The 22,570-nt window shown below is 63.8% G+C and carries 22 protein-coding genes; 14 read left to right on the forward strand and 8 right to left on the reverse strand.

The window, feature by feature from the left end; genetic code table 11:
* The first annotated feature begins 15 nt into the window (after nucleotides 1–15).
* The 7 genes from LB559_RS23130 to LB559_RS23160 all read left to right on the forward strand — a co-directional run bounded on the left by LB559_RS23130 (nucleotide 16) and on the right by LB559_RS23160 (nucleotide 6,521).
* The gene (locus LB559_RS23130) at nucleotides 16–1,116 is read left to right on the forward strand and encodes a hybrid-cluster NAD(P)-dependent oxidoreductase (RefSeq protein WP_013528270.1); all 1,101 of its coding nucleotides are present in this window, start codon (nucleotides 16–18) and stop codon (nucleotides 1,114–1,116) included.
* A 169-nt stretch (nucleotides 1,117–1,285) separates the two neighbouring features.
* Entirely contained in the window at nucleotides 1,286–1,717 is a 432-nt protein-coding gene (locus tag LB559_RS23135; protein ID WP_013528271.1) for a PqqD family protein, read from the forward strand.
* Nucleotides 1,718–1,765: 48 nt separating this feature from the next.
* Complete coding sequence (locus LB559_RS23140) at nucleotides 1,766–2,815, forward strand: serine kinase (RefSeq protein ID WP_224675065.1); 1,050 nt, start codon at nucleotides 1,766–1,768, stop codon at nucleotides 2,813–2,815.
* Between the two features lie 14 nt (nucleotides 2,816–2,829).
* A complete protein-coding gene (locus LB559_RS23145; RefSeq protein ID WP_263499135.1) occupies nucleotides 2,830–3,564 on the forward strand; it encodes a glycosyltransferase family 2 protein in 735 nt (244 codons plus the stop codon).
* A 55-nt stretch (nucleotides 3,565–3,619) separates the two neighbouring features.
* Nucleotides 3,620–4,372 carry a glycosyltransferase family 2 protein gene (locus LB559_RS23150; RefSeq protein ID WP_063169807.1) on the forward strand — a complete coding sequence of 251 codons (753 nt, stop codon included), beginning with the start codon at nucleotides 3,620–3,622 and terminating at the stop codon, nucleotides 4,370–4,372.
* Nucleotides 4,372–5,049: a glycosyltransferase family 2 protein gene (locus LB559_RS23155; protein WP_013528275.1), complete on the forward strand. Its 678-nt coding sequence runs from the start codon at nucleotides 4,372–4,374 to the stop codon at nucleotides 5,047–5,049. Before LB559_RS23150 ends, LB559_RS23155 begins: the two co-directional genes overlap by 1 nt.
* The gene (locus tag LB559_RS23160) at nucleotides 5,046–6,521 is read left to right on the forward strand and encodes a nucleotidyltransferase family protein (RefSeq protein ID WP_027160997.1); all 1,476 of its coding nucleotides are present in this window, start codon (nucleotides 5,046–5,048) and stop codon (nucleotides 6,519–6,521) included. Before LB559_RS23155 ends, LB559_RS23160 begins: the two co-directional genes overlap by 4 nt.
* Before the next feature lie 40 nt (nucleotides 6,522–6,561).
* Here the strand turns inward: LB559_RS23160 and LB559_RS23165 are convergent, their stop codons facing one another.
* The 6 genes from LB559_RS23165 to LB559_RS23190 all read right to left on the reverse strand — a co-directional run bounded on the left by LB559_RS23165 (nucleotide 6,562) and on the right by LB559_RS23190 (nucleotide 12,620).
* Nucleotides 6,562–7,308 carry an FAD-binding oxidoreductase gene (locus LB559_RS23165; protein ID WP_013528277.1) on the reverse strand — a complete coding sequence of 249 codons (747 nt, stop codon included), beginning with the start codon at nucleotides 7,306–7,308 and terminating at the stop codon, nucleotides 6,562–6,564.
* On the reverse strand, nucleotides 7,305–7,916 hold the full coding sequence (locus tag LB559_RS23170; RefSeq protein ID WP_027160999.1) for a molybdopterin-dependent oxidoreductase: 612 nt from the start codon (nucleotides 7,914–7,916) through the stop codon (nucleotides 7,305–7,307). Before LB559_RS23170 ends, LB559_RS23165 begins: the two co-directional genes overlap by 4 nt.
* 148 nt (nucleotides 7,917–8,064) lie before the next feature.
* Nucleotides 8,065–9,585, reverse strand: coding sequence for a DegQ family serine endoprotease (locus tag LB559_RS23175; protein WP_224675067.1), 1,521 nt, complete (start codon nucleotides 9,583–9,585; stop codon nucleotides 8,065–8,067).
* A gap of 245 nt (nucleotides 9,586–9,830) precedes the next feature.
* Nucleotides 9,831–10,550 (reverse strand): MBL fold metallo-hydrolase, encoded by a 720-nt coding sequence (locus LB559_RS23180; RefSeq protein ID WP_224675138.1) that lies wholly within the window; start codon nucleotides 10,548–10,550, stop codon nucleotides 9,831–9,833.
* A gap of 35 nt (nucleotides 10,551–10,585) precedes the next feature.
* Nucleotides 10,586–11,752: a diphosphate--fructose-6-phosphate 1-phosphotransferase gene (locus LB559_RS23185; protein WP_013528281.1), complete on the reverse strand. Its 1,167-nt coding sequence runs from the start codon at nucleotides 11,750–11,752 to the stop codon at nucleotides 10,586–10,588.
* A gap of 100 nt (nucleotides 11,753–11,852) precedes the next feature.
* Entirely contained in the window at nucleotides 11,853–12,620 is a 768-nt protein-coding gene (locus LB559_RS23190) for a L,D-transpeptidase (RefSeq protein WP_127259499.1), read from the reverse strand.
* A gap of 238 nt (nucleotides 12,621–12,858) precedes the next feature.
* On the opposite strand from LB559_RS23190, the gene LB559_RS32915 reads away from it, so the two are divergent.
* The gene (locus tag LB559_RS32915; protein ID WP_013528283.1) at nucleotides 12,859–12,981 is read left to right on the forward strand and encodes a hypothetical protein; all 123 of its coding nucleotides are present in this window, start codon (nucleotides 12,859–12,861) and stop codon (nucleotides 12,979–12,981) included.
* Between the two features lie 96 nt (nucleotides 12,982–13,077).
* Nucleotides 13,078–13,701, forward strand: a complete 624-nt coding sequence (locus tag LB559_RS23195) for a LysE family translocator (protein ID WP_023761181.1) — start codon at nucleotides 13,078–13,080, stop codon at nucleotides 13,699–13,701.
* Between the two features lie 52 nt (nucleotides 13,702–13,753).
* On the opposite strand, the gene LB559_RS23200 is transcribed toward LB559_RS23195, so the two are convergent.
* The gene (locus LB559_RS23200; RefSeq protein WP_224675068.1) at nucleotides 13,754–16,543 is read right to left on the reverse strand and encodes an autotransporter outer membrane beta-barrel domain-containing protein; all 2,790 of its coding nucleotides are present in this window, start codon (nucleotides 16,541–16,543) and stop codon (nucleotides 13,754–13,756) included.
* A 224-nt stretch (nucleotides 16,544–16,767) separates the two neighbouring features.
* On the opposite strand from LB559_RS23200, the gene LB559_RS23205 reads away from it, so the two are divergent.
* Nucleotides 16,768–18,090, forward strand: a complete 1,323-nt coding sequence (locus LB559_RS23205; protein ID WP_063169803.1) for a tetratricopeptide repeat protein — start codon at nucleotides 16,768–16,770, stop codon at nucleotides 18,088–18,090.
* Between the two features lie 82 nt (nucleotides 18,091–18,172).
* A complete protein-coding gene (gene xylB / locus LB559_RS23210; protein ID WP_027161005.1) occupies nucleotides 18,173–19,627 on the forward strand; it encodes a xylulokinase in 1,455 nt (484 codons plus the stop codon).
* Between the two features lie 32 nt (nucleotides 19,628–19,659).
* Here xylB and LB559_RS23215 read toward each other — a convergent pair whose 3' ends face one another.
* On the reverse strand, nucleotides 19,660–20,022 hold the full coding sequence (locus LB559_RS23215) for a nuclear transport factor 2 family protein (protein WP_224675069.1): 363 nt from the start codon (nucleotides 20,020–20,022) through the stop codon (nucleotides 19,660–19,662).
* A gap of 112 nt (nucleotides 20,023–20,134) precedes the next feature.
* On the opposite strand from LB559_RS23215, the gene xylA reads away from it, so the two are divergent.
* The 3 genes from xylA to LB559_RS23230 all read left to right on the forward strand — a co-directional run bounded on the left by xylA (nucleotide 20,135) and on the right by LB559_RS23230 (nucleotide 22,560).
* The gene (xylA, locus tag LB559_RS23220) at nucleotides 20,135–21,460 is read left to right on the forward strand and encodes a xylose isomerase (protein WP_027161006.1); all 1,326 of its coding nucleotides are present in this window, start codon (nucleotides 20,135–20,137) and stop codon (nucleotides 21,458–21,460) included.
* Nucleotides 21,461–21,695: 235 nt separating this feature from the next.
* A complete protein-coding gene (locus LB559_RS23225) occupies nucleotides 21,696–22,172 on the forward strand; it encodes a GNAT family N-acetyltransferase (protein WP_013528290.1) in 477 nt (158 codons plus the stop codon).
* Nucleotides 22,173–22,350: 178 nt separating this feature from the next.
* Nucleotides 22,351–22,560 (forward strand): hypothetical protein, encoded by a 210-nt coding sequence (locus LB559_RS23230; protein WP_013528291.1) that lies wholly within the window; start codon nucleotides 22,351–22,353, stop codon nucleotides 22,558–22,560.
* Nucleotides 22,561–22,570 lie beyond the last annotated feature (10 nt).

Raw genomic sequence — 22,570 nt, forward strand, 5'->3', positions numbered from 1 at the left:
AAGAGGATGAATGCGATGACGGACCTTGGCCTCTATCGCCATCTCGACCAGATGACGCCCTGGAACGACAGGCTGCAGGTGCTGGAAGTGATCGGCGTCAGCGACGAAGCGCCTGACGTGAAGACCTTCACCTTCCGCTCCGACAACCAGACCTGGTTCCGCTACAAACCGGGGCAGTTCGTGACTCTGGAACTGCCGACATCGGACGGGCCGCTGATGCGCACCTACACGCTGTCGTCCTCGCCGTCGCGGCCGTTCTCGATCGCGGTGACGGTGAAGGCGCAGGCGGGCAGCACCGGTACGCGCTGGATGTTCGACCATCTGACGCCCGGTTCGCACGTCAAGGCCTATGGGCCGACTGGCGACTTCTCGCTGCACAGCCACCCGGCGGCCAAATACCTGTTCATTTCGGCCGGCTCCGGCGTGACGCCGATGATGTCGATGCTGCGCTGGCTGAACGACTGCGCGCCATGGACCGATGTCGGCTTCGTCAACTGCGCGCGCCGCCCGGAAGAGATCATTTTCCGCAAGGAGCTCGAACTGCTCGGCAGCCGCATGCCTGGGCTGTCGCTCGGCTTCATGATCGAGGAGCGGTCGAGCCGCGAGGGCTGGTTCGGCCATATGGGCCGCATCGACGCGATCCGGCTGCCATTGCTGGCGCCCGATTTCCGCGAGCGCGAGATTTTCTGCTGCGGCCCCGATCCTTTCATGCGCGCCGTGCGCGGCATGCTGGACGCAGCCGGCTTCGACATGGCGAAATACCATCAGGAAAGCTTTGCCGCGCCTGCCGTGGAGGAGATCCCGGCGCCGTTCTCGCCGCCGGCGGAAGACGGCGCCGCTGCCACCGTGGAGGCCGTGACACCGATCCGGTTCTCGCATTCCGATGTCGATGCCGAATGCGTCGCCGGCCAGACGGTGCTGCAGACGGCACGCGCCTCGGGGGTGCGGATTCCCGCCGCCTGCGAGTTCGGCCTGTGCGGCACCTGCAAGGTGAGGAAGGTCGCGGGCGACGTCGAGATGAGCCACAATGGCGGCATCCTCGATCACGAAATCGAGGACGGCTTTATCCTCGCCTGTTGCTCGAAGCCGCTTTCGGCGCTTGAAATCGAGGCGTGACCGGCAGGCACGGTCAGAGACTGTCCATGCCCGCGCGGCCTGCAGCTGCGCTCGCCCGGGCCTAAGCCATCTTGCCAAAAACCCTGCAAATGGTTAGACGCCTGCAACGGTGGGGTTGACCGTAGGGCCCGAAGATCATCTCCGCGGCCTGCTTCGGCGGGGAGCAAACATGCGACAATCCGGCGTATATGCCATTGCCAGCAAGGATATCGTCTTTGAATCCTTCGATGGCGAAGCCGTCGTTCTCGACCTGACCACCGGTAAATATTTCGGCTTCTCTGATTCAGGCAGCAGGCTTTGGGATGCACTGTCGTCCGGCGTGCCTGCCTCCGAACTGGTCGGCGCCGCGACCGGAATTGGCGCCCTCGATGCCGCCGCGATTGACGGCTTTGTTTCACAATTGCTCGAATTCGGTTTGCTGGCGGCCGCAACCGATGGCGTGGCAAGACCGGTTCCCAGCGAATTGCTGGCTCAGCTCGCCGCTGCCGGCGAGCCCCTCAAGGTCGACATCCATGACGACCTTGCCGACCTCATTGTCGTCGATCCCATCCACGAGGTCGAGGAGCCCCTCGGCTGGCCCGCGGTGAAGCAGGCCAACTGAGGCGCCCGCCAGGCTCTCGTTGCCGGACAGCTCCGGAACAGGCAGACCATGCCAAACGTCACTCTCGAAAACCTGACTGACTACGCACGTCATGTCCTGGCGCAAGCGCAGAGCAGCGCCGCGCATTATCCACTGACCTGCAAGGTGGGCTTGCCGCATCTGGAGTTGACCGCGCTTGTGAGTGCCGGCGCGTTGGCGGATGCCTTCGCTCATGGCTTTGTCACGGCTCCGGACAACCGAGCGCCTGCCGACATCTGCCGCATCTTCGTCGCACATCCCGGCATTGACGGCATCGCGGCACCGGCCAGATGGGGCCAAGGACCCTTCACACAGCATGGCTTCGCCACCAGGCTGGCGGAAGCCGGATTGCGCGGCAACCATTTCCATGACCTGGATTTCTGGCAGTTCTATGATCCGCAACGTCGCGTTGGCGTGCAATTGATGGCCTCGGCCGATGCCTTTCCACCGTGGGAGCCGGGAGCGCCGCTGCGCCCCTTCCTCCATTGGGAATATGCGGCACGTGGCATGCGGCTGGCCCATGCGGGGACGCTCGGCACCAAAGGCAGGGGCGTACTGCTGGCCGGCGCGGGCGGCGCCGGGAAATCCGGGACCGTCGCCGCCGGCCTCCTCCACGGGCTGGACAGCGTCGGCGACGATTATGTGCTGGTCGACCTCTCCAACGGCGTGACTGCCCGCCCGTTGTTTTCAACACTCAAGCAGGATCCCCAGGGATTCGCGCGACTTGGGCTGAAGCACCGGCTGAAGGCGCACGGTCCGCTCAACTGGCAAGGCAAGCATGCTTTTCACATTGACGACATTGCGCCACGGCCGGTGCCCGAAACTCTGGACATCGTTGCGCTGCTGGTGCCACATATCGGCGGAGGCGAGGCAAGTTCGATCGTGCCGGTGTCGCGCAGGGATGCCATGATTGCCTTGGCGCCGTCCGGCATAGCGCAGATGCCGGGCGAGCGGGAGAGCGGCTTTCGCTTCTTCAGCGACCTGACCCGCCTGCTGCCGTGCTATCGTCTGTCGCTGGGGACGCAGCCACAGGAGATAGCCGGCACGATTGCGGACTTTCTTGTGCGGGGCGCTTCGTGAAACTGAGCGTGATAATGCCCGTCTATAACCGTGAACGCTATGTCGTTTCGGCATTGCGCTCGCTGGTGCGGCAGCGGGACGCCGCCGATCTCGACATCATCGTCATTGACGATGGCTCGACCGACGGCTCTGCTGAGGCCGTACGCTCGATGATGCGCGAAAACCCCTGCATCCGACTGTTCCAGCAATCGAACATGGGCGTGGCCAGGGCGCGCAACGCCGGGCTGCGGCACCTGCCGCCGGATGCGGAGTTCGTGTCATTCCTGGATTCTGACGACATCTCGCTGGCCGGACGGTTCAAGGCCGATCTCGCCCGCTTCGAGGCTACCTCCGGGCTTGAGCTAACCTATTCGCTGATGACGCTGGTCGACCGGATCGACGACGAGAAGCTCGAGCCGAAGGCGGACTGCTGTACCATGACGCTTCGCGGAATTTCGCTGAGCACCGCTCTCTTCAGTCGAGCGCTTGTCGATCGCATCGGCCATTTCGACGAGGACTTTGAGCAGTCCGAGGACACGGATTATCTGTTGCGAGTCTTCGAAACCGGTCCGCGCTACGAATTGCCGAACACCGTCGCGATCTACTACCGACGCCACGCCGGAAATGTCACCAAGGAACATAGCGGCAGGGTCCGCAACCACTTGCGTGCAATCCACAAGTCGATGCGGCGGCGCAAGGCCGATCCGTCACGGCGAGAGGTCCAGGGCATCTTCGAATTGAAGAGTCCCGCCGATTGGCGGATGCCATGATGCTCGACACAATCGGCTCGGATCAGCCAAGCCCGCAACGCTGCTGGAGACGCCGATGAGGCTGAGCGTCATCATGCCGGTCTACAATCGCGAACAATTCGTTGGCCTGGCGCTGCGCTCGTTGCTCAGGCAGCGCGAAGACATCGATCTCGACATCATCGTCATCGACGACGGGTCGACCGATGGCTCGGCAGCCGTCGTACGGTCGTTGATCGACGAGGCCCCATGCATTCGTCTTTTCCAGCAGATCAATGGCGGGGTCACCAAGGCGCGCAATGCCGGGCTGAAGCAGTTGCTGCCGCAGACGCGTCTGGTGTCGTTTCTCGATTCGGACGACATCTCCCCGATAGGCCGCTTCAAGGCGGATCTCGCCTGCTTCGAAGAGGATCCTGGCCTCGAGCTGACCTATTCGCGCATGACGCTGGTCGACAAGATAGATGGCGAGACACTGGAACCGGCCGCCGACAGCCACTCCATCACCGTGCGGGGGATCCACCTGTCCGCCGGGATCTTCGCGCGAGACCTCATCGAGCGCACCGGTGGTTTCGACGAGGATTTCAAACAGGCCGAGGACACCGACTATCTGTTGCGTATCTTTGAGAGCCAGGCAAAATACGTTATGCCCGATACGGTGGCTCTCTATTACAGGCGTCATCCCGGCAACATGACCAAGGAAGCCGATGTGCCCTTTCGCGAGTTCATGCGCGCCATTCACAAGTCGATGAAGCGTCGCAAGGCCGATCCCAGCTTGCGCCGGGTGGAGGGGATCTTCGACTTCAAGGATCTCGCGCAGTGGCGGTTCCTTTGATGGCAGGCTACGGCGTCGTCATTCCGGCTTTCAACGCGGCCGCCACCATAGGCGCGGCCCTGAACTCCGTTCTGGCCCAGACGGCAAAGGCGGAGGCCATCGTCGTGGTCGACGACGGTTCGACCGATGATACGGCCGCGGTGATCGATGCGATGAACCTGCCGGTGACGGTGCTGCGACAGGACAATACCGGACCCGGCAGCGCAACGACCCGTGGCATTGCGGCACTCTCGACGCCGCTCATCGCGACGCTCGATGCCGACGATTTATGGTTGGCGGACAAGATCGAAAAGCAGCTGGCCTATCTCGATCGTCATCCCGGGACAGCGGGCGTCTTTACGCATTGGCGGACGTTTCGCGGCGACAGCCCCGATTTGCCCGATGCGGCCAGTGGAGCGGGCTGGTCGCGCACGACGATGATGATCCGCCAGGAGGTGGTGCAGAGCGTCGGTCCCATCATCGATCCACCAGGCGGTCGCGGCGAGATGATCGACTGGATCGCCCGGGTTCGTGAGGCAGGCTTTGTACTTGCCATGCTCGACGACGTGCTTGCATTGCGCCGCATCCGTCCGGGCAGCCTTTCCTACGGCCGCGATCCGGCACGCGACCGGGGCTATATCCAGGTCGCAAGGCTCGCCATGCAGCGGCGGGCCCAGAACAAGGCGGGCTCCAGTTGAACGCCAGGCCTGTTCGCCGCATCAGCCGCCGCTTCCCGGACTATGGCTGGTCGTGGCCCACCGGCCAGTTGGACCTGTTGCTGAAGGCGGCGCTGCTCTCCGATGAGGACGCAGCCGCTGCCTGCGCCGCGCGCTGGCTCGACGAGAACGACATCGACCTCGTCTCGTTTCGAGAACATCGTCTGCTCGCCGCCATCTCCGACAGGTTCGGCAGAAAACTGGCCGGGCATACCGCCCACCCGCGCCTCGTCGGCCTGCAGAAGATGCTGTGGACGAAGTCGCGCATGGCGATGCGCGAGGCCGAGCCGGCGCTGAAGGCGATGGCCGACGGCGGCGCCGACATCATGCTGATCAAGGGCGCCAGCCGCATTGCCTTGAACGCGTCGGCGCAGCGTGGTCGGGTGGCGCATGACATCGACATACTGGTGCGCCCGCGCGACATGGCTGCCGTCTTCGACATCTTGCGCGACCGCGACTGGCAGATCGCCTCGGGCGTCAGCGCGCAATATCTGCGAACCCGGTTGGCGTCGCTGCGGTCGATGAATTTCTTCAAGGGCCGTTTCGGCGACATCGACCTGCACCAGCTCGGCTATGATGGGTCGCAGACGAGCGCGGAAGACGACCTGGCGATCTGGCAACGGGCGGTCCCGGCACAATTCAGCGGCGTCGCGGTCTTCGTGCCATCGCCGGCCGATCGCATGGCACTGGCCATCGCCCATGGCGGCCTCGACGCCCACACCCACAGCGACTGGCTTGTCGACTGCGCGGTCGCCATCCATGCCGAAGACGTCGATTGGGGGATGTTCCTCGACATCGTCGGAAGACGCGGCCTGGCGGTTCCAGCGGCGGTGGCGTTATCCTATCTGGCGTTCGAGATCGGCATTCCGGTGCCGGAACGGACAATGGCCAGAATCTTCGAGATGGCCGACCGGGCTGGCCTGTCGCGTTGGTCGTCGGTTCTGCAAGCCAAGCCGCGCACGGATTTCGGCGGTCTGGTCTGGCTGTCGCGCGGCCTTGCCAAGCAGTTGCGCCTGAAGCGGAAGAAGGGCCGGTTGCAGCAGGAGCCGCCCGCCAAACCCTGGCGCGGGAGACCGGCCGCGGGCAAGCCGCAAGCCGCATCGGCGCCTCTGGTGTTTTCGCAGGCCATCGCCTGTCCGCAAACGACCGGCGACATGATGCTCGACATCACCGTCAGGATCGGCGTTCCGCCGGTCCGGCGCCGCATCGAAATGGAGATCAATGACGGTGGCGAGCATATCGCTCGCCTGCGTGCCGTGGCTATCAGCCGATCCGGCAGGGAACGCGTGCTGCATTTTCGCGGCAAGGTGACGCTCGACGGCGCGCGAGTTGCCTTGACGCTCGAGGCGCGACCATCGCGACAGTTTCGCGAGTGGAACGACGCGGCCACGGTGGCCGCCTATGGCGCCTTGCCTTTCCAGTTGCTGTCGGCGGGTTTCTTGCCGATCGGCTGAAGGCGAATCCGACGAACCTTTCTCGCAAGGCGGCGTCCGCTCAAACTCCGTAGCGTTCGGTGCGGATGATTTCGGCTGCAACGCCGGCATCGATCAGCGCCTGGGCTGCCGCGGAAACGAAGGCATTGGAGCCGCAGACGAAGGCGAGACCGGGCGGCTCGGGCAGCCGCGCCATGGCTTGCGCCATCATCGCGACGTCCACCCGCCGCGCATAGTCGGCCGGGCGGCGTGCGGCTTCGCGGGTCAGTGTCAGCACCAGCTCGAAGCCGTCCTGACGCTCGTCGAGGGCGATCAGCTCGTCACGAAAGATCACTTCGTCCCAGACCCGGACCGAAAAGACCAGGACGACGGGCACCGCTGAATTCCGTGCGGCGCGGTGGCGGATCATCGACATCAAGGGCACGACGCCCGAACCGCCGCCGACCATCACAAGCGGCCCACTCTCATCCTTCGGCCAGACGAAATGCCCGCCAAGCGGCCCGCGCAGTTCGATTTCGTCGCCAATTGCCGCGACTTCGTGGAAGAAGGGCGAAACCTCGCCATCGTCGAGTTTTTCGATCGCCAGTTCGATTGCGCCATTCGTTTCGGGCGCGGAGGCGATGGAATAGGAGCGGCGCGCCTGATAGCCATCCGGCGCCGTAAGCCTGACGTCGACATGCTGCCCGGCGCGATAGGCGAAGGGCCGAGACGGCTGAAAAAAGAAGCTGGTGACACGCGGCGTGCGCTTTTCTATGCGGACGATGCCGGCTGTTTGCCAGGGCGACTGCACTGCCGCCGTATCGCTCATGGATCGTCCGTGTAGCGTTGCTCGCGCCATGGGTCGCCATAGATATGGTAGCCGCGCAATTCCCAGAAACCGGGCTCGTCGCGCGTGGTGAATTGCAGGCCGTTCAGCCATTTGGCCGACTTCCAGAAATAGAGATGCGGCACCAGCAGCCTTGCCGGGCCGCCATGATCCGGCGTGATCGGCTTGCCTTCGTAGAGCAGCGCGACCATGGCCTTGCCGGCGGTGAGATCCTTGACCGGCACATTGGTGGTGTAACCGTCGAACGCGTGCGCCAGCGTGAAGCCGGTCGGCGGCTCCACACCCGCGTCGGCAAGGATATCGTCGACCAGCACGCCCTGCCACGGCGTGTCGAACTTGGTCCATGCGGTCACGCAATGGATATCGCGCGTCATCTTGGTCAACGGCAGCGCGTTGAACTCGGCCCAGTTCCATTTCTTGATCGGCCGTGGCCCATGTTTCAGCGTGAAAAACCAATCCTCGGTGCGCACGCGCGGCGTCGGACCGGCCGACAGCACCGGAAAACCCTGTTCCAGATATTGGCCGGGCGGGATGCGGGCATCGTCATCGGTTGGCGGGCGCCGTCCTGAAGAGAAACCTCGGGTGACCATCGCGGCAATCTCCTGCATCGGGCCGACATCAGCCTGATGCAATGTTCTCGAAGATGTCGTGGCGGGCAACCAAAATCTTGACGGGCGGAGGCCGGAGGGGATCGTCGCCGACGAACCCTGCCGGTCCCGTTCACGTCAAGGCCATTACTCAGCCATTGGCAAAAGGCACCGCGATGTAGATCTGAGCGTCGCCACGCTCGACCAGCAACAGCACCGACTTGCGGCCAGACTTGCCGGCTTGCGCGATTGCCTGGGTTACCTGCCTGGCGTTCTTAACCGGCACCTGATTGACGGCAACGATGATGTCGCCGGCCTGTATTCCGGAAGCGGCGGCGGCTTTGTCGGGATTGACGCTGGCAACCACCGCGCCGTGCTGCTTGCCGGCTAGGTTCATCTGCTGGCGAATGTCGGGCGTTATATCCATCAAGCCGAGCCCTATCGCGGGAGCGCGCCCGGCGCTCGGCGCGTCGGACCCGTCGTCCAGCGACGCGGTCTTCGCATCGGCGCTGTTTTGGCCGACATCGACGGAAATCCGCATCGGCTTGCCCTTGCGCCAGACATCGACCGTTTCCCTGGCGCCCGGCGCGACATCGGCGACGGCCCGCGACAGGTCCTTGGGGTCCTTCACGTCCTGCCCGGCAAAGCTGGTGATGACGTCACCCGTCTCGATGCCGGCTTTGGCCGCCGGCGAACCATCGTTGACCTCTGAGACCAGTGCGCCGCCGGAATGGTCGAGCCCGATGGCGCTCGCGACATCCGGTGTCACCTCCTGGATCTGAACGCCGAGATAGCCGTACTGGATGGAGCCGCCCTTCATCAGCTTGGCGACCACCTTCTGGGCCTGGTCCGACGGAATGGCAAAGCCGACACCGACGCTGCCGCCATTGGGTGAATAGATTGCCGTGTTGATGCCGACGACATTGCCGGCGACATCCACCAGCGGGCCGCCGGAATTGCCGTGGTTGATCGGCGCGTCGATCTGGATGAAATCGTCGAACGGGCCACTATGCAGGTCGCGGCCGCGCGCCGAGACGATGCCTGCCGTGACGGTGGTGCCGATGCCGAACGGGTTGCCGAAGGCCAGCACCTGGTCGCCTGGCATGAGCTTGTCGGAATCACCCCATTTGACGGTCGGCAGGGGTTTGTCCGATTTGATCTTGAGTACGGCGAGATCGTTCTTGGCATCGCGGCCGACAAGCTTGGCCGGAAGTTCGGTGCCGTCGTCGAGCGTCACCTTGATCGAAGAGGCGCCATCGATGACGTGATTGTTGGTGACGATGGTGCCATCCGCGCCGACGATGAAGCCAGACCCCAGCGCCTCGGCGCGCTGCGGTTGCTGTTGTGGCGGCGTCTTGGGCGTCGGCATGCCCTGGTCACCGAAGAACTGGCGGAAATAGTCATCGAAAGGCGAGCCGCCGTCGAAAGGAGAGGCATCGCTCATCGTTTCAGGCGTTGCCTTCATGACGGTGGTGACCGTCACCACCGCCGGCTTGGCGGCGGCAACGATGGGTGCGAACGAGCCATTGGGCGCGGTGATGCCGGCGACAGGCGTCTGGGTCGTCGGAATGGTGTTGCCCTCGCCTTGGGCGAAAGACATGACGAAGGGGGATATGATCAGCGCAGCGCCCAGCAAGGCCGCGACGCGATGCCTACGAAGGATATCTGACATGGTCGTTTGTCCGGGCGAGAGTTGATCCAGCGCCGTGGCCTCCCCCGTGCGGGAAATCGGTCATCGGCGTGTCGAAGTCGCAATTGCCCGTCTCGCCTACATGGCAGCCAACCGGATCGACGGCCTTGATCTAGGGCGCGGATTGGCCCGATTTAGGGTTTTGGGGCGACCTTACGAAGATTTAATATCCGCACGGCGGCAGGTCGCAAAGCCGTCGGGCCCCGCCTTGCTGCCTCGCTGGAGGCTCAGCCACCGGGGGTTCGCTCGAGATAGGCCGTGGCAATCTCGCGCATGCGCTTGCCGTCGAAGCTCGGTCCGTGTCCGCCATGACCGATGCGGATCGGCAGGTCGAGCAGACGCCGCATCGTGCTGATATAGGCGGCTCGGTCGGAATCCGGCAGGTCATCGATCAGCATGGCGTCGTAGATGGCATCGCCGCTGAAGAACAGGCCGTCGACCTCGTCGAACAGCGCGATCGAATCCGGTGAATGGCCCGGCAGATGCAGCACCCGAAACTGCCGGTCGCCAAGATCGACGACATCGCCTTCGTCCAGGGTTCGCGTCAACGGCGCGGGCGGGATCCTGTAGTCGACCGACCTCCATCCGGGCGCCGGCAGTTTCGAGACGGCACCCTCGAGGTCGTGGAACATGTAGGCGTAGGTCGCGGCCTCATCCATGGTCTCGAACCGAGCCGCGCTCATTCTTGGCCCGGCCCGCAACGGGAATTCATGCAGCGAGCCGACATGGTCGAGATGGATGTGGGTGGCAACGACCAGCAGCGGCTTGCCCTGCGGCGTCTCGATCTGCGGCGCCAGCGGACAGATGCCCATGCCGGTGTCGACGAGCAGGTCGGCATCGCGACCGCGCAGATGCCAGATATTGGCCCGAACATAGGCATGCACGAAGGGCTCGGTCAGCATCGTCGTCTTGTCGTCGACGACGCTCCTGCTGAACCAGTCGGGCATCACTTGTGAGCTGGGCATCAGGTGTGAGCCCGGCATCAGACGAAGGGCTTCCCGACCTTGTACTTTTCCGGCACCAGCCGCTTGAGATAGGCCATGCCGGCATCCGACAGCTGATTGACATCGGGCTTCATGAAATCGTCCGGCATGTGGCGTGTCTTGCCGGCGACGTTCTTGAGCGGCACCTTTTTCAGCACCGTTCTGGTGCCGTCATATTGCAGCGCCACCGAGCCGCCGCCCTGTTCGGCGACGGTGACGGCGAAAGCGCCGGCATCGAACGCCTCCTGCGCGTCGACCGCGCTGATGGCGCCGATATAGCCGCGCGGCATGTAGCCGAGCGCATCGACGCGGGCCCGCTTGCCGGGCAAGCCTTCCGCCAACGCGCGCTCGAGTGCGGCCGGCAGGTCGCTGCCCGACAATTTGACGTTGCCGTGCGCGTCGCGCTCAAGCTTGTCCGGCGGCACCAGGCTTTCGACCAGTGCCTTGCCGTCGGCGGTGCTGACGCCTTCCGAAACGGCGACGATGCAGCGCTTGTGGCGATCGAGCGTGGCGCGCACGTCGTCGATGAAGCCGGCGGCTGAGAATGGGCGCTCGGGCACGTAGACGAGGTGCGGGCCGCTGTCAGGGTCGAGCTGCCAAGCGGCTGCAGCCGCGGTCAAGAAGCCCGCATGTCGGCCCATGACGATGCCGACATAGATGCCGGGCAGCGCACGAAAATCGAGATCGACGGACAGGAAGGCGCCGGCGACGAACTCGGCCGCCGAAATGAAGCCCGGCGTGTGGTCGTTTTCCTCAAGATCATTGTCGATGGTTTTCGGCGCATGGACGAAGGCAATCGAGCCGCCGGCGGCGTCGGTCAGGATCTGCTGGGTACCCGACGTGTCGTTGCCGCCGATATAGATGAAGGCGTCGGCGCCGGCCTTCTTCAGGCCGTTGAGGATGACATCACAATAGGCGGCGTCGGGCTTGTCGCGGGTCGAGCCGAGGGCGGCGCTCGGCGTGCCGGCAATCAGCCGCAGCCGGTCCTCCGGGATGGCGGAAAGGTCGACATAATTGCCGTCACGGATGCCGCGCACGCCGTGGATCGAGCCCAGCACCTTGGCACCTGGATGCCGCTTGCGGATCTCCAGTGTCGCCCCGACAACCGTCTGGTTGATGACGGCGGTTGGGCCGCCGCCCTGCGCGATGACAAACGTTCCAGCCATGCTTGATTTCTCCCGGCGCGATGGTTTTCAAGGCACCTTGGCCTGTCTTGCTGCATCGCGCAACGGGAGTTTCGAGCGGCGCCAACACGCCGCATAAGCGTCAGACGACGACGACCGGATTTTTCTTGGAGACGCGGCTGTAGAGGTCGATGATGTCCTGGTTGATCAGGCGCACGCAGCCCGACGACATCGCCTGGCCGATGCTCCACCATTCGGGCGAGCCGTGGATGCGATAGCCGGTGTCCTTGCCGTCCTGGTAGATGTAGAGGGCACGCGCGCCGAGCGGATTGGTGAGGCCGCCGGGCTGTCCGGCCTGCCACTTCACCAGTTCAGGCTTGCGGGCGATCATCTCCGGCGGCGGCGTCCAGGTCGGCCATTCCCTGCCGTACTGGATGTTGGCGCGGCCGGACCAGCGGAAACCATCCTTGCCGATGCCGACGCCGTACCGAATGGCGTCGCCACCCGGCTGGACGAGATAGAGCATGCGCTCCTTGAGATGGACGACGATGGTGCCGGGGGCCTCGCCTGTGGTGTCGACGACGATCTGGCGGCGGAATTCCGGCTTGACCTTCAGATATGGCACTTCCGGCACGTTGAAGCCGCCGTCGGTCAGCCCGGCATACATGACGCCGGGGCTGGTGATGTTCTTGTCGACGCTGATGCTTGGCCGGATCGGCCGCACGGAACCCGTGGTGACGTCGTCGAGCTCGAGCGCCGGCAGACCGCCGCCCGAGGTCGAGCAACCGGCGGCGCTCAGCAGCGCAAGCGCCCCTGCCCCGGACAGGATGGCGCGGCGGGAAAGATGATGATCGGTTTCGATTGCGTCGCCATTTCGCGGCGGCGTCAGACCTTGCGGCAACTCACGCATATACCCAGACCCTACGCTGTCGGCGGGAAGCACGGTCCGGCCGGATAGCAGGCATTTTCCTCATTCATGGTTGATAAAGCGTGAAGACCTTGCACAGCCTGCATTTGCGCATGGCCTTGGCGATGTTCGACCTTCTTGCCTGAACTTGAACGAAGGCTGCTGCACAAAAAGACCTCGGTCGAGTCATATTCCCGGCGCCGGCGTCTCCTACTCCTCGAACCATCAGCGAGGGGCCTCCATGTGCAAGACCTTAAAAACCGACATCAAGCTTTTTGCCGCTGCCATTGTCGCGGCGGCTACCGTTCTCGGTGCCAATGTCAGCCTGGCCGATATCGTGAGCACACTGAGCGGCGCGAACTGACACCGATCTGCCGCTGGCGCAGTTAGGGAAATCGCCTCTTTACATTCTCCCGGGCCTAAGGATTTATCCTCTTCTTTAAGCTCAAAGGAGACGAGCATGTCCTTCGAAAACTGGGCCGCCTTCGCTGCCGCATCGACGATCCTTCTCATCATTCCGGGTCCGACCATCCTGCTGGTCGTGTCCTATGCGCTGGGCCAGGGCTGGCGTACCGCTCTGCCGATGGCCGTCGGCGTGGCGTTGGGGGATTTCACTGCGATGACGTTGTCGATGCTGGGTATCGGCGCGCTGCTGGCGGCCTCGGCGACCGTCTTCACCATCCTGAAGCTGATCGGCGCCGGTTATCTGATCTATCTTGGCGTGAAACTGTTTCGCGCCGGCGGCGCGTTGAAGGCCGAACCGCGCACCGACGCGGTCTCCTCGGCCAAGATGATGGCGCACGCCTGGCTCGTCACCGCGCTCAACCCGAAAAGCATCACGTTCTTCGTTGCTTTCCTGCCGCAGTTCCTCGACCGGCACGCCGATTTCTGGACGCAGATGCTGATCTTCGAGACGACCTTCCTGGCGCTCGCCTTCGCCAATGCCTTCGGCTATGCGCTGATCGCGGCACGCGCACGCAACGTGGTGCGCAATCCCAAGGCGATCCGCATCTTCAACCGCACCGGCGGTACGCTGCTGGTCGGCGCCGGCATCGCCACGGTGGCGATGCGTTCCAGCAATTAAGCTGTCTTTTTGATCATGATCCCGAAACTGGTTTTCGGGATCATGACCGGCCTTACCATTTGACGCTGAAGCCCAGATTGCCTTCGAGGATCCGACGCTTGTCGCCACCGAGATTGGTGGTGTAGTCGCCGGTGGCGAAGATGCTGACCTTGTCCGTCACCTTGGCAATCACGCCGCCGCCGAACTCGAACGAGGTCGATCTGCCCTCGGTCGAGATGTCGGTGGTGTCGAAATTGACATGGCTGGTGCCGCCGAAATCGTGCCAGATGTTGGCCTTGAGATACGGCTGCAGCGCCATGCCATTGATCGTTGTTTCGCCTTGCAGCCGTGCGCCGAGCCGGCCGGTCACGCTGCCGTCCGTATCGAAGGAAACCGAAGCAAAGCGGTCCGACGCATCGTCGAGCGACAATTGCTGCCAGACCAGTTGCGCCTGCGGTTCAAGCGTCCAGCCTTGCGCCAGCGCGATGGGATAGCCGCCTTCCAGCGAAGCGGTGACGCCGGTCCCGCCGACGTCGATGCCAATGTCGCGCGACGATGTTGCGTTGCCGCCGAAGAAGGTGGCCATGAGGACGCCGTCCAGGTACCAGCCACCCTGACCGATCCGGGTCCAGTAGCCGCCGACACTGGTGCCGTTGATATCCATGCTGCCGACGGACAGATTGTCCCTGCCCAGCGCCTGGCCGCGCACGTCGCCATTCATGCTGGCATAGGCGACGAACAGGCCGGCGCGATCGGTCTGGCCCGACGCGGTTTCGCGGCCGAACAGATCGAAGCCCGCCTGGAGGCCGAACAGGGTGCCGTCAAAGGACGGCGATACCGTTCCTGAATAGGCCATTTTGCTGTCCTGACCGAAGATGCGGCCCCAGACCGGCGACAGCTCGGTGTTCGACAACAGGCTCTGCTCGCCGCGCCGTTCGTGGAATGTGCCGAGCGTCGTCATCGCCAGATGTTCGGCGACCGGCGGCAAGGCCGAATAGACCGGAACCTCGATGCGATAGAGCAGGATTTCCTCGCCCGCCGCCGGTGTCGGCAGGTCGGGCACCTCAGTTGGCACCACCGGCGGCGGCGGGGGCGGATCCGCCACTGGTGCCGGTGGTGGTGGCGGTGGTGTCGCGGGCGGCGGATCGGTCGGCACGACCGGCGGCGCCGGATCAACCGGATCGGGATCGCCGGGGGTGGATTCCGGCGGAGGCGGCGGCGCAGGGTCGATGGGCGGCGGCGGCGGCGGTTCGGCCGCCGGCGGCTCAGGTACCGGCGGCGGAGCAGGTTCCAGCGCCGGCGGGGCTGCGGCCGGCGGGGCCGGCGTGTTCAGCGTCGAGCGCAGGTACCAGTTCTCCTCGCTGCCGGCGCTGACGCCGCCCTTGAACAGATAATATTCAAAGGCACCGGCAGCGACCGGGGCGTCGAGCGCAAATGTCGTGGCGCCCGAGGTGGCGCCGTTGATTGCCTGGATGACCATGATGCCGTCCTGCGTGGTCGCAGCCCCCGCGCCGCCGAGATTGACCACGGAGATGCCGGTCGAACCGGAAGCCGTTCCGCTCGACAGGACCAACTTGTCGGATGCGGAGGAATCGTCACCGAGCTCGGTCTGGATAAGCAGCAGGCCACCCAGGCCGACATAATTGCCCGAAATCGTCAGGCTGTCGGTGGCGCCGGTGCTGCCATTGGTCAGGTCGATGCGGCCGGCATTGGTGACCTGCGCCAGCTGGCCTGCCGTAAACGCCTGGATCGCCGCATTGAAGCCGCCGCCATAGAGCGTGCTTGCGGCATCGACACTGAGCGAACCCGTGCCGGTGCCGCTGTCGCCGAGCACCAGATTGCTGTCCATCGTCAGCTGGGTGTCATTGGTGGCGTCGATGCTTTCCCAGTTCTGGAGCCGGCTGATGCCATCCAGTTTGACGTTGTCCAGGGTCAGCGCATCGGTGCCGGCACCACCTGATATGGCATCCGTGGCACCGAGATTGGCGTTGGTGAGGTTGCTGAGCCTGGCGGTGTCGTTATCGCCGCCGAGATCGACGGAACCATAGATGATGCCGCCACCGTTCCAGACGAAATTGTCGGCGCCAAAGCTCATCAGTATATCGCCACCGACCGTGCCGCCGGTGACCGTGACGCTGTCATTGCCGCCGCTGACGCTGATGTTGCCGCCGATGGTGCCGCCCGACAGGATGATCGTATCCTTGTCGAAGCCGGTGACGAGGTTGCGGTCGATGGTGCCGCCTGACATGTTGAAATAGTTCTGATCTAGCTTCATGTTGACCCGGCCGATGCGGCCACCGGTCATCACGGCGTGGTCGCCATCGTCGAAGAAATCGACGATGCGTCCGCCGGTCATGGTGAAGGTGTCGAGGCCGTCGCCCTGGTTGAGCGAGCCGATCTGGCCGCCGCTCATGTTGAAGTCGTCGATGCCGGCGCCCTGCTGGACATTGCCGGCGACGGTGCCCGCGCCAATGGTGAAGAAATCCGTGCCGCCACCCTGATCGACGGCGCCGGTGATGGTGCCGGACTGCATGTCGATGCGGTCCGTGCCGACGCCAAAGGTCACATTGCCTGATATCTGCCCGGTGCCGCCGGCGGGAAAATTCAGCGTGTTGTCGCCGTCGAGATCGGTGAGGCTGCCGGCTGAGTCGCCGCTGTCACAGGTGTAGACGGTGTTTCCGGCGGATGGAGCCAGCACGCATGCGGCAAACGCGGCGGAGTTGGGCAGCAACGCAAAAGCTGTAGTTGAGAGGATGCTAATAAGCCACGGATGTAACGGATGCGGCTTTCGCCGTTGCGAAGCAATTGTCACCTGCGCATCCGCCGAACGACTGTTCGGAAGCGAGTTCTTCACATGCCGCATCGCGTCCCCTCTCGATTCGCGATTTCCAGCCCCCGCCAGCCGCCGCAATGAAGACACAATTCATTCAATTTTACAAAGCCTAATCTGCCCCGCATGGTTGCTAAACTGCAAAGACTACTGAAAGGTCTGGCGTAGCGCACGGTTGGCGTGTCCGTGGCCTATGCTTTAGGATCGCTTTGGGCCGAAGGATCAAGGGCCTGTCACGGGTCGATAAAGGACATCGCATGGCAATCAGGGACGCATTCGGCCTGGCACTTTCGGGCGCGACGGAGGCGGGATTCACGCCTTACAGCCAGGCAGTGCGTGAACTGCAGTGCTTCATCGGCGATCCCGTAGCTTCCGTCGACCGCGCCATCGCGGAAGATCCCGGCTTCGTCATGGCCCATGTCTTCAAGGGATATCTGTTCGGCCTCGCCACCGAGCGGGAGGCGACGGCCGTGGCCAAGGCTTGCCATGAGGCCGCACTGCCGCTTGCCGCGACCACGCGCGAGCGGGCGCATGTCTCGGCCCTTGGCCATCTCGCCAGCGGGCGCTGGCATGAGGCCAGCCGCGTTCTCGAGGACATCACCATCGAGACCCCGCGCGACGGGCTGGCGCTGCAGGTCGGCCACCAGATCGATTTCTTCACCGGCAATGCCCGCATGCTGCGCGACCGCATCGCTCGTGCCCTGCCTTCGTGGCAAAGCGGCATGCCCGGCTACCACGCCATGCTCGGCATGCAGGCTTTCGGGCTGGAGGAAATGGGTGACTATGTCAGGGCCGAGCAGCTTGGCCGCGAGGCAGTCGACATCGAGCCGCGCGACGGCTGGGCGCAGCACGCCGTCGCCCATGTCATGGAGATGCAAAGCCGGCAAAGGGATGGCATTGCCTGGATGCGCGCCAATCCGGAAGCGTGGACACGGGAGAGCTTCCTGCAGGTCCACAATTGGTGGCACCTGGCGCTGTTCCACTATGATCTCGGCGAGACCGACGCGGTGCTGGCCCTCTATGACGGCCCTATCTACAGCGTGCAATCGACGATGGCGCTCAACATGGTCGATGCCTCGGCAATCCTGTGGCGGCTCCACCTCGGCGGCGTCGATGTCGGCGACCGCTGGGCGGCACTCGCCGCCAACTGGGGCAAGGCGGGAGCGGGTCTTTATGCCTTCAACGACGCCCACGCGATGATGGCCTTCGTGGGTGCCGGGTTAGATGCGCCGGCCCTCGCCTTGCTCGAGGCTCAGCGCGAGGCCATGCGTGGCAGCGACGACAATGCGGCTTTCACGCGGGATGTCGGCCATCCGCTGACGCTCGCCATCAAGGCATTCGGTGAGGGCAGCTACGCCGAGACCGCGCGCCTGATCCGGCCGATCCGGGCGATCGCACATCGTTTCGGTGGCAGCCACGCCCAGCGCGACGTCATCGACCTGACGCTGATCGAGGCGGCCTTGCGCGCCGGTGAGGGTGCGCTGGCCAAGGCGCTCACGGCGGAGCGTTCGATGGCGCGGCCCGACAGTCCGCTGTCAGCGCTGTTTGTGCGACGCGCCGCCGATTTGTCGGAGAATTGACCCGAAGCGGATCTTGTTTTAGAAACTGGCCAAGCCAGATTTTTTCGAGACCCGAAAAAATTAACTGGCGTGGGAGGAAGACATGTATCTGGGCCTCGATCTCGGGACGTCGGGCGTCAAGGCGCTGCTGATCGATGCCGGGCAAACCGTCATCGGTTCCGGCCATGGTTCGCTTGATGTTTCACGGCCGCACCCCGGCTGGTCGGAACAGAATCCCGAGCACTGGATCCGGGCCTGCGAAGACGCAATCGCCGAGCTCAAATCCTCCCATCCGCATGAACTCGCGGCAGTCAAGGGCATTGGCCTGTCCGGCCAGATGCATGGCGCCACGCTGCTTGACGCCGCCGACAAGGTGCTGCGCCCCTGCATCCTGTGGAACGACACGCGCAGCCATGCCGAGGCCGCCGTCCTCGATGCCGATCCGCGTTTCCGCGCCCTGACCGGCAACATCGTCTTTCCCGGGTTCACCGCGCCGAAACTGGCCTGGGTGAAGAACAACGAGCCCGCTGTCTTCGCCAAGGTCGCAAAAGTGCTGCTGCCCAAGGATTTCCTGCGGCTCTGGCTTTCGGGCGAGCACATTTCGGAAATGTCGGATTCTGCCGGCACGTCCTGGCTCGATGTCGGCAAGCGGCGCTGGAGTGCGGATTTGCTCGCGGCGACATCGCTCGATGAAAAGCAGATGCCGTCGCTGGTCGAGGGTACGCAGAAGGCAGGCGCGTTGCGCAGCGAATTGGCATCGAAGTGGGGCGTTCAGGCCGGCATTCCGATCGCCGGTGGCGCCGGCGACAACGCGGCCTCGGCCTGCGGCATGGGCACGGTTGGCGCCGGCCACGCTTTTGTTTCGCTCGGCACGTCGGGTGTGCTGTTTGCCGCCAACGCTTCCTACCTGCCCAACCCGGCTAGCGCGGTTCACACCTTCTGCCACGCGCTTCCGAACACGTGGCACCAGATGGGGGTCATCCTGTCGGCAACCGATTCGCTCAACTGGCTGTCGGAAATCACCGGGAAGAGCGCCGGCGAGTTGACCACTGAGCTCGGCGACACATTGAAGGCGCCGAGCGGCGTGTCCTTCCTGCCATACCTCTCGGGTGAGCGCACGCCCTACAATGATTCCGCCATTCGCGGCGCGTTCACCGGGCTGGCGCATCAATCGAGCCGTGCCGTGCTGACCCAGGCCGTGCTGGAGGGTGTAGCCTTTGCCTTCCGCGACAGCCTCGAAGCGCTGGCCACGGCCGGCACAGCCTTGACGCGGGTGACGGCGATCGGCGGCGGTTCGCGCTCACGCTACTGGTTGAAGGCGATTGCCACCGCGCTTCAACTGCCTGTCGACATTCCTGCCGACGGCGACTTCGGCGCCGCCTTTGGTGCCGCGCGGCTCGGCCTGATCGCGGCGACGGGTGCCGATCCGCTCGAAATCTGTACGGCCCCGAGGACGGACGCAACTATCGAACCGGATGCGGCGCTCGGCGGCGCCTATGCCGATGCCTATCAGCGCTACCGGGCGCTTTATCCGGCAATCAGGGTCGCCACGGCGTGAGCGGTCTTTCGCCCACGCCGCGGGTGTCCGGCTCACTGCGCCGGCACCTTGTCGAGAAAACCGGTGACGCTCTTGAGGCGGCCGTTCTCGATGATTCCGATGTCGGTACCTTCGATCACCGAAGGCGTCCCCTCAGGTCCGAGATTCCACGAGAAGCGGATCTTGTCGGCAAAACCGTCCGGCGTACCCTTCAGCGAGAACCGGAAACCGGCAAAGCGCTGCTGCACGCCGCCGATCAGAGCCGCGACGCCTTCATGGCCATCACCCTGCATGAGCGGATCGCGGTAGCTGACGTCTTCCGTGAAGGTCGCCTTGAGCAATTCGGCCCGGCGGCCGGCATCGCTTTCGTTCCAGGCGGTGATGTAGTTTTTAGCGATCTTGGTGAGGTCGGTCATGGTCTGTCTCCTTCGTTTGGTGGCTTTGACATGACCCTTTTCAACCAGCGCCGGCGTGAAACCAATTACGCCTGAGGTAATGGCGTCAGAACTTTGTGAGAGGACAGAAATCATGAGCAGTGGATTTTTCGGCGACATCCAGAAGATCAAATATGAAGGGCCGGATTCGACCAATCCGCTGGCCTATAGGTTCTACAATCCCGATGAGGTCGTCGCCGGCAAGCGGCTGGAAGATCATCTGCGCTTCGCCGTTGCCTACTGGCACTCCTTTGCCTGGCCGGGTGGCGATCCGTTCGGCGGCCAGACTTTCGACCGGCCGTGGTTTCCCAAGGCCGGCGGCGTCGACACGATGGAGCTGGCAAAACTGAAAGCAGATGTCGCCTTCGAGATGTTCTCGTTGCTCGGCGCGCCCTACTTCTGCTTCCACGACGCCGATGTACGGCCGGAAGGCAAGGATTTTTCCGAGAGTGCGGCGCGCCTCGATGAGATCGCCGACTACTTCGCGGGCAAGATGAAGCAGACCGGCGTCAAGCTGCTTTGGGGCACCGCCAATCTGTTCTCCAACCGCCGCTTCATGTCGGGCGCGGCCACCAATCCCGATCCGGATGTCTTTGCCTACGCGGCGGCGACGGTAAAAAGCTGTATCGACGTCACCAAGCGGCTGAAGGGCGAAAACTACGTGCTGTGGGGCGGGCGCGAAGGCTATGAGACCCTGCTCAACACCGACCTTGCGCGCGAGCAGGAACAGGCCGGCCGGTTCCTCAGCATGGTCGTCGACTACAAGCACAAGATCGGCTTCAAGGGCACGATCCTGATCGAGCCGAAGCCGCAGGAGCCAACCAAGCATCAGTACGATTACGATGTCGCCACGGTCTACGGCTTCCTCAAGCGCTTCGGGCTGGAGAAGGAGGTCAAGGTCAATATCGAGCAGGGCCACGCCATCCTGGCCGGCCATTCCTTCGAGCACGAACTGGCTCTGGCCAATGCGCTCGGCATTTTCGGTTCGATCGATATGAATCGCAACGACTACCAGTCGGGCTGGGACACCGACCAGTTCCCCAACAACGTGCCGGAAATGGCACTGGCCTACTACCAAGTCCTGCAGGCTGGCGGCTTCAAGACCGGCGGCACCAATTTCGACGCCAAGCTGCGCCGCCAGTCGCTCGATCCGCAGGACCTGCTGATCGGCCATATCGGCGGCATGGACTCTTGCGCTCGCGGCCTGAAAGCTGCGGCGCGCATGGTCGAGGACAAGGCACTGTCGGCGCCGCTGGCCGAACGCTATGCCGGCTGGAACACGGCCGAGGGCAAGGCGATGCTTGCCGGCAAGCGCACGCTTGAGGATATCGCCGAGCGTGTCGTCAAGAAGAAGATCGAGCCGCAGCCGAGGTCCGGCCGCCAGGAACTGCTGGAAAACATCGTCAACCGCTACGTGTAGGGCGAGCGCCGCTTCATCTTTGGACCGACATCCGGCGCCACTGGCTGAAAGCCGCCGCCATCGCCATCTGCTAGTCAGCCCACTTCGCGACAAGCTGCCGAGGATCGCACAGATCTTCGGCAGCCTGCGTGAGACCAGGACGCTACACGTGTCACCGAAAGAGGGCCCGTGCGGCGGCATGTCGTCGTCCCAAACCGCTGTGCACTTTGGCGACATGCATTGGCAGGAGACGGAAATGGCAGAGGATCGAATCATCGTGCGCCCTGCGCAGGCGAGCGATATTCCGGCGCTGAAGCAGGTGCTGCAGGAAACCTTCGAAGGCACCTGGCTGCCGAACATCACCGAAGCAGCCGCGCAACGCTATGTCGAGACGGATATTGGCGGGCGCTATGTCGACCAGAGCTGGCCTGAATTCGCCGTTGCCGAGATCGATGGCGAGGTCGCCGGCTTGATCCATTGGCGCGCGGATTTCATCGAGGCCCTGCACGTGATGGCATCCCGTCAAGGCCAAGGTGTCGGCCGCAAGCTGCTTTCCCATGCCGAACAGGCGGTCAGTGCGGCCGGATTGGCGCAGGCGCGGCTGGAGACCGACACGTTCAACCTGCCCGCACAAGCACTCTACAAAGCGGTCGGCTATATCGAGAAAAGCCGCTATCCCGATGACGAATGGGACAGTGGCTTCACCACGGTGCTGTTCGAAAAGCGGCTTTGAGCAATTCCAGGAACCTGACCTGCCTGGGCGCAGGAACAGCTTTGCGCATGGCCCGGTCCAGCGACATGGTTTTGCCCTTCGACGCCCTTCAATGACCTCGCTCTTGCCTTCAAACTGCCGTCACGAATCTCGTATAAGAGTGGCTCGTGGCGGGAGAGGAAGAAGGAGGCGAACCGATATGCAGAACGAACGTGAAATCGACGCCCTGCTCTCACCTGGCGAGGCTGGATCGATCATCGACCGGCTGATGGCAATGCCGCATCCGAAGGACGGCACGCGCCGCTCGAACGAATGGGATCGCGCTGTGGCCAGCCGTTTCGAGACCCATCTTGCCAAGCAAATGCGCTCGCAGATCGACGGCGGCAGCGACCGTCAGAACGCTGCCTGATTCTATCATA

The organism is Mesorhizobium sp. BR1-1-3 (assembly GCF_020165455.1).
GTDB classification, from domain to species: domain Bacteria; phylum Pseudomonadota; class Alphaproteobacteria; order Rhizobiales; family Rhizobiaceae; genus Mesorhizobium; species Mesorhizobium ciceri.

Coding starts and splice junctions, on each gene's coding strand:
- LB559_RS23130 (WP_013528270.1), top strand. CDS start 16: ATGACGGACCTTGGCCTCTATCGCCATCTCGACCAGATGACGCCCTGG.
- LB559_RS23135 (WP_013528271.1), top strand. CDS start 1,286: ATGCGACAATCCGGCGTATATGCCATTGCCAGCAAGGATATCGTCTTT.
- LB559_RS23140 (WP_224675065.1), top strand. CDS start 1,766: ATGCCAAACGTCACTCTCGAAAACCTGACTGACTACGCACGTCATGTC.
- LB559_RS23145 (WP_263499135.1), top strand. CDS start 2,830: ATGCCCGTCTATAACCGTGAACGCTATGTCGTTTCGGCATTGCGCTCG.
- LB559_RS23150 (WP_063169807.1), top strand. CDS start 3,620: ATGAGGCTGAGCGTCATCATGCCGGTCTACAATCGCGAACAATTCGTT.
- LB559_RS23155 (WP_013528275.1), top strand. CDS start 4,372: ATGGCAGGCTACGGCGTCGTCATTCCGGCTTTCAACGCGGCCGCCACC.
- LB559_RS23165 (WP_013528277.1), bottom strand. CDS start 7,308: ATGAGCGATACGGCGGCAGTGCAGTCGCCCTGGCAAACAGCCGGCATC.
- LB559_RS23170 (WP_027160999.1), bottom strand. CDS start 7,916: ATGGTCACCCGAGGTTTCTCTTCAGGACGGCGCCCGCCAACCGATGAC.
- LB559_RS23175 (WP_224675067.1), bottom strand. CDS start 9,585: ATGTCAGATATCCTTCGTAGGCATCGCGTCGCGGCCTTGCTGGGCGCT.
- LB559_RS23180 (WP_224675138.1), bottom strand. CDS start 10,550: ATGCCCGACTGGTTCAGCAGGAGCGTCGTCGACGACAAGACGACGATG.
- LB559_RS23185 (WP_013528281.1), bottom strand. CDS start 11,752: ATGGCTGGAACGTTTGTCATCGCGCAGGGCGGCGGCCCAACCGCCGTC.
- LB559_RS23190 (WP_127259499.1), bottom strand. CDS start 12,620: ATGCGTGAGTTGCCGCAAGGTCTGACGCCGCCGCGAAATGGCGACGCA.
- LB559_RS32915 (WP_013528283.1), top strand. CDS start 12,859: ATGTGCAAGACCTTAAAAACCGACATCAAGCTTTTTGCCGCTGCCATT.
- LB559_RS23195 (WP_023761181.1), top strand. CDS start 13,078: ATGTCCTTCGAAAACTGGGCCGCCTTCGCTGCCGCATCGACGATCCTT.
- LB559_RS23200 (WP_224675068.1), bottom strand. CDS start 16,543: ATGCGGCATGTGAAGAACTCGCTTCCGAACAGTCGTTCGGCGGATGCG.
- LB559_RS23205 (WP_063169803.1), top strand. CDS start 16,768: ATGGCAATCAGGGACGCATTCGGCCTGGCACTTTCGGGCGCGACGGAG.
- xylB (WP_027161005.1), top strand. CDS start 18,173: ATGTATCTGGGCCTCGATCTCGGGACGTCGGGCGTCAAGGCGCTGCTG.
- LB559_RS23215 (WP_224675069.1), bottom strand. CDS start 20,022: ATGACCGACCTCACCAAGATCGCTAAAAACTACATCACCGCCTGGAAC.
- xylA (WP_027161006.1), top strand. CDS start 20,135: ATGAGCAGTGGATTTTTCGGCGACATCCAGAAGATCAAATATGAAGGG.
- LB559_RS23225 (WP_013528290.1), top strand. CDS start 21,696: ATGGCAGAGGATCGAATCATCGTGCGCCCTGCGCAGGCGAGCGATATT.
- LB559_RS23230 (WP_013528291.1), top strand. CDS start 22,351: ATGCAGAACGAACGTGAAATCGACGCCCTGCTCTCACCTGGCGAGGCT.